The organism is Gulosibacter macacae (assembly GCF_003865375.1).
GTDB lineage: Bacteria > Actinomycetota > Actinomycetes > Actinomycetales > Microbacteriaceae > Gulosibacter > Gulosibacter macacae.
Map to the genome: position 1 here is coordinate 521 of NZ_RQVS01000030.1, position 5,687 is coordinate 6,207.

The following is a 5,687-nucleotide window of genomic DNA, read 5'->3' on the forward strand; positions in this document are numbered from 1 at the left end:
CCGTGATGCTCGGAGCGATGCGCTCCACGACGCCGCACGACGTTCCCGTCGCCATCGTGGCCTCGCAGGAGCAGGGCGCACAGATGGTCGAGGCGCTCACCGAGCAGACCGACGACACGTTCGACTTCAGCATCGTCGAGAGCGCAGACGAGGCGCGCCAACTCGTCCACAACCGCGTGCTCGCCGGTGCCTTCGTGGTGCCGTCCGCCGAGTCGCCCACTGCGGTCATTATGACCAACCAGGCTGGCGGCAAGACGAGCCAACAGCTGGTGACCCAGGTGTTCGGTGCAGTCGCTGCTGCTCAACAGCTGCCGGTTGAGATGGACGACGTCGCGCCGCTGCCCGACGGAGACCCGAACGGGACATCGCTTCTGTACATGGCGATGGGTTGGGTGATGGGCGGCTTCCTGATCGTGATCGTGGCCGCCAACGCCGCACCGCACACGCGCCGGCTGAAGCTCCATCTCCCCATCGTGGCTGCCTGGTCGGTGATCGGATCTTCCTACGTGTGGCTGCTGGCCGGGCCCATCATCGGCGCCATCGAAGGGCACTTCTGGCAGATGTTCGGCGTGGGCACCCTGGCGATCTTCTGCATCGCCATGTTCGCGACCCTCTTCGAACGGCTGCTCGGCATGCTGGCTCTGGTGCCCGTGATCGGCATCCTGATGTTCCTCGGCATGCCCGCCTCTGGCGGGGCACTCCCCGTATACATGCTGCCCGCAGCGTTCCAGTGGTTGCACGGCATCCTACCGATGCCAGCCGCACTCGAAGCGATCCGATCGATCCTGTACTTCGGCGGCGACACGGTGCTGCAGAACATGCTCGTGCTCGGAGTATGGGGCGCGGTGTCGCTGCTGCTCGTCGTGATCGTGGATGCGATCCGTCCGCCACGCACCGAGATCGAAGCGATTCTTCCCGACGGGTCGTCTCCACTGGAGCAGGGCCCTGCGACCGAGCCCGCCCCAAGAGAGCCGCTGCCCGAGCGCACCAAGGAGCTCATTTCGGCCTAGGCGGCGCGCAGCCGGTCGTCGCCCAAACGGCGGCGACCGGCTGCGCGCAACCTTGCCGACCTCGTGATGTGAGAAGCGATGGTCTCCCGGTGGGAGCTTTCGAAAGGTATGGATGAACAGCGGGTCATCGCTGCGTTCTCCGGTTGGCGAGTGCAGTCCGACGACTTGGGGCTGCTGGAGCCTGGTGTCTCAGCGCGCTGTCCATGAAGCAGGCTATCGAGAGCGTAGGCTAACGGTCGTTAATGTTGCTCAATCCATGGAGGGCTCGGGTAATGCAGTCTGCGGGATCAAGGGGTTCCTCCTGTAGCCCCCACCAGGTGAGCGCCTCCATGATTGCCATATGGATCGCTGCCCCAGCAGTAACAGGGATCAGAGCCCGAGCAGGTTCGCCTCTGCGTGTAGCTACAAAGTGGACCACAGCGTGTCGCCAGCCCTCGAAGGTGCTTGATCTATTTGTGCGCAGTTCAGGGGAGAGTGCGATGAGGCGCAGTCGCGCGCGCATTGTCTTGAGATCCTCGGCGTTGCGGGCGAAGACGTTGGTAATGGCGTGAGCGACGGCGTCGATGATTGGGCTGCTGCCCGCCGCAGCGTTCAGCTCGGCAGTGAGAGCATCTATTGAAACGTCGATTCCGCCCCAGACGATGTCTGCTTTTGTCGGGAAGTATCGATGCAGGGTGCGCACGCTCATCCCTACCGATTCGGCGAGAGAACCCATCGATGCGTTCTCGTAGCCGACGAGCGCGATGAGATCAAGTAGCTGAGCGCGCAATGCCTCTGGCTCGGCCTTCGGCGGACGGCCTTTCCGGGCCCCTTGTTTCTCCATGCGTTCACAGTACCCACTTGTCGACAAACTAGTTATGTCATACTCTGTCATAACGTGTTCCGCGAGCTTTCCATGGAGGTAATGATGTCCTTTCCTTTTTCTGACGTGTCTGCAGAGCCGATTGCAAATCTGATCGCTCTGAACGGGCGGGCGGCGCTCGTTACCGGAGGCGCACAGGGTCTGGGCCGGGCGATCGCAGAGCGTCTTGCCGAAGCCGGCGCTAACATTGCGCTCGCCGATCTCAACGTCGAGCTCGCGAGCGAATCCGCCCTCGCAATCGGCGCACGATATGGCGTGAAGGCGGTCGGCGTGCGGATGGACGTGACCGACGAGAAGTCGGTGTCGGAGGCTGCCGCCGAAGCTGCCGCCGCTATTGGTGCCCCGACAATCTGGGTCAACAACGCCGGCCTTTTTCCGAGCATCCCGGTGGCTCACATGTCCGTTGAAGCGTGGGATCAGGTCTACGCAGTGAATACTCGCGGAACATTCCTTGGCGCACGCGAAGCCGTGAATCAGATGACCGGCAACGGCGGGGTCATCGTCAACATTGTCTCCACCGCAGGCTTCCAGGCTCCGGCAGCGGGCCTCTCCGCATATGTGGGCTCGAAGCACGCGGTGCGCGGCATGACGAAGGCAATGGCCCTCGAATTCGCCCCGCTCGGCATCCGCGTGCTCGGTGTCGCCCCTAGTTACGTCCCCACTGAGGGCAACATCGCGATGGCGACCGCCATGATGGCAGAGGCCGTGGCTGCTGGCATCGAGATTCCACCGATGGACGTCATGAGCCAGAGCTTGATCGGGCGCACGGGCACCCCGGACGACATCGCTCGCGTCGTACTATTCGCGGCGAGCGACCTGTCCATGATCATGACTGGCAGCGTTCTGCTTGCCGACGCCGGGGAGACGATCTAAGGTGACGAAGTCCTCCGACGTGACAAACCAATACGACGTCATTGTCGTTGGATTCGGCCTCGCCGGCGCGGCCGCCGCGATCGAAGCAGCAGATCGTGGCGCGCGAGTACTCGTGCTCGACAGCGCGTACGGTGGCGGGGCCAGCGCATTGTCCGGTGGTGTCGTGTACGCGGGTGGCGGGACTCGTTACCAGACTGAAGCCGGCTATGAAGATAGTCCGGAGAACCTGTACACGTACCTCAAGCAAGAGGTCGGCGATGCGGTTGAGGACGCAACCCTGCGTCGCTTTTGTGACGAGAGCCCGGGGATGATTCCGTGGCTTGAGCAGCAAGGTGTAACGTTCGGAAGCTCGGTGGCGCCGTACAAAACGTCGTACCCGACCGATGAGTACTACCTCTACTTCTCTGGAAACGAGAAATCCCATCCGTACCGGTTGACTGCCGCTCCTGCACCTCGCGGACACCGCGCCAAAGCCAAGGGGCTCGCCTCGGGAAGGGTGCTCTGGACCCACCTCGCCGATTCGGCACTGCGCAAGGGCGTGACTTTCATCCCTATTGCTAAAGTCACCGACCTGATTGTCGACGAGGGCGTCGTTACCGGCGTCAAGTACCGCGTATTGGAACAATCACATCCGGATGCCGCCCGTCACCGCAAAATGACGAAGCGCACGGCGAAGATTGGCAACTGGATGCCGGATCTCGTGAAGGGCACGACCGAGAAGATCGCCCGCCTTTGGCGGGATGGCTCGGTGGAGCGTGAGGCGCGCGCGTCGGCGGTCGTCCTATCTGCTGGTGGCTTCATTTACAACAAAGAGTGGGTCAAAGAGCACGCGCCCGGCTTCACCAAAATCTCCCCACTCGGCACCCCTCACGATGACGGCAGTGGCATCCAACTGGGAATGAACGCTGGCGGCACGACCGCCAAGATGGGCAACGTCACTGCGTGGCGCTTCCTGTCACCGCCGAGCGCATTCATCGAAGGCGTCACCGTTGGAGTCAACGGCCGACGCATCGCGAATGAAGACCTGTACGGAGCCACCCACGGCAATGTGCTTATGCGCGAGTTTGGAGGGAAAGGGTGGGCCGTCTACGACGCCGACAACTGGAAGAAAGCGCGCGGTCAGTATTGGACGCAGACTCAGATCTTCCACAAGCTGCTGGCGACATACACGTTCACGGTCGGCCACAAGCGAGCTCGCACCCTCGAGGCGCTCGCAGCGAAAATGGGCGTTGATCCGTCTCGTATGGGGCAAACAATTTCCGCATATAACGCGGGCATTGCTTCAGACGCAGGAGACCCGGCGCACAAGCAAGCAGATGTCTGTCATCCAGTCGCACAAGCTCCCTTCTACGCGGTGAATATCTCAGATGACTCTTCCCCGTTCTCGCCCATCCCCGGGCTGACGCTCGGCGGACTGGTCGTTGATGGAGACTCCGGGCTTGTGAAGCGTGAAGATGAGTCGACGGTCCAAGGACTGTATGCCGCCGGCCGAAATGCAGTCGGCGTGTGTTCCAACAGCTACATCAGCGGATTCTCGTTGGCGGATTGCATCTTCAGCGGGCGTCGAGCTGCCACACATGCCACAACTCACATTCCAGATACTGATAGGACCCTCAGCGCATGAATATCTCCGGCAAAGTTTTCGTCGTCACCGGCGCAGGAAACGGCATCGGGCGAGTAGTAACCCAGCTGCTCCTCGAAAACGGGGCAACGGTAGCAGGCGTCGACCTGAATAGTGAGGGGCTCGCAAAGACTGCTGCCCTTGTAGAAGCTGGTGCGCGCTTCAGCAGCCATGTCGTCAACATCACTGACCGTGAGCAGGTGTTGGCTTTGCCAGCAGCGGTGATCGGCGCACACGGAAACGTCGATGGCGTCGTGAATATCGCAGGAGTTATCCAGAAGTTTGTCAAGATCATCGACCTCCCGTTTGAGGAGATCGAGAAGGTGATGAACGTCAATTTCTGGGGCACGATGAACATGATCAAGGCCTTCCTGCCGGTGCTGATCGAACGTCCGGAGGCGAGCCTGGTGAACGTCGCGAGCATGGGTGCTTATGCGCCTGTGCCTGGTCAGGTCGTGTACGGCGCCTCGAAAGCAGCCGTTCGACTCCTCACTGAAGGCTTGTACGCCGAGCTGCTGGACACCAACGTGGCGGTCACTTCGGTGTTTCCGGGCGCCATATCGACGAACATTGCGTCGAACTCCGGCGTCGCGGTCTCTGACAAGGCTTCATCCGATTCGCCTGCGTTCAAGATGACTACCCCTGAGGCTGCGGGGCAAGCCATCGTCGATGCGATCCGGAAGGGTTCGTTCCGCGTGACTATCGGGACGGACGCGTCGGCGATGGACAAACTGGCACGTTTTAGCCCGAAGTTGGCCGCTCGCACCATCGCGAAGAAGATGGGCAGCCTGCTGGGTTAAGCGGGCGCGTTGGTCCGCAAACGAGACAGCCTCTCCCGCAAGCACAAACCGCGACACCTCGGAACGCAATCCCGAAGAACCGTCTGCCCTGAACCGTCTGCCCTGAGCCTGGTGCAAGTTTCGCGATAGCGTGCACCGTGTTCGCTAGAGCAGCTCGCGTCGAGGGACTGCTGAAGGTTTGGGTGACTCGGTTCCTTATGCCGCCAGAGCGACGGCTTCTTTCATTATGGTCTCGAACTCGATGGGCGTGAGTTTGCCGAGTCGACGTTGACGTCGACGCCGGTGATAAGTCGCCTCGATCCAGTGAATGATAGCCAGACGCAGCTCCTCCCGGCTTGCCCAGGACTGCCGGTTGAGGACGTTTTTCTGCAGGAGCGCAAAGAACGATTCCATCGCCGCGTTATCACCAGCGGCACCAACTTGACCCATTGAACCGTGCAGCCTGTGACGAGCCAAGGCACTCACGAGCTTCCTCGATCTGAACTGGGTGAATTCAACCGGTCGATGCAACACCGGGTCGT

At 61.4% G+C, this 5,687-nt stretch carries 6 protein-coding genes; 4 read left to right on the top strand and 2 right to left on the bottom strand.

The features are described 5' to 3' along the window. The coding region (locus EG850_RS13080; RefSeq protein WP_328588393.1) for an ABC transporter permease at window positions 1-1,010 on the top strand (1,010 nt) is incomplete at its 5' end. Between the two features lie 229 nt (window positions 1,011-1,239). Here the strand turns inward: EG850_RS13080 and EG850_RS13085 are convergent. Then, complete coding sequence (locus EG850_RS13085; protein ID WP_185715085.1) at window positions 1,240-1,833, bottom strand: acyl-CoA-like ligand-binding transcription factor; 594 nt, start codon at window positions 1,831-1,833, stop codon at window positions 1,240-1,242. 54 nt (window positions 1,834-1,887) lie between these two features. On the opposite strand from EG850_RS13085, the gene EG850_RS13090 reads away from it, so the two are divergent. The 3 genes from EG850_RS13090 to EG850_RS13100 are packed head-to-tail and all read left to right on the top strand — an operon-like array spanning window position 1,888 to window position 5,166. Further along, entirely contained in the window at window positions 1,888-2,745 is an 858-nt protein-coding gene (locus tag EG850_RS13090) for an SDR family NAD(P)-dependent oxidoreductase (RefSeq protein WP_235829362.1), read from the top strand. Between the two features lies 1 nt (window position 2,746). Then, window positions 2,747-4,369 carry an FAD-binding protein gene (locus tag EG850_RS13095; RefSeq protein ID WP_214609567.1) on the top strand — a complete coding sequence of 541 codons (1,623 nt, stop codon included), beginning with the start codon at window positions 2,747-2,749 and terminating at the stop codon, window positions 4,367-4,369. Beyond that, window positions 4,366-5,166: an SDR family NAD(P)-dependent oxidoreductase gene (locus tag EG850_RS13100; protein ID WP_124974225.1), complete on the top strand. Its 801-nt coding sequence runs from the start codon at window positions 4,366-4,368 to the stop codon at window positions 5,164-5,166. Before EG850_RS13095 ends, EG850_RS13100 begins: the two co-directional genes overlap by 4 nt. Window positions 5,167-5,361: 195 nt before the next feature. Here the strand turns inward: EG850_RS13100 and EG850_RS13105 are convergent. After that, the coding region (locus EG850_RS13105) for an IS3 family transposase (protein ID WP_148097127.1) at window positions 5,362-5,687 on the bottom strand (326 nt) is incomplete at its 5' end.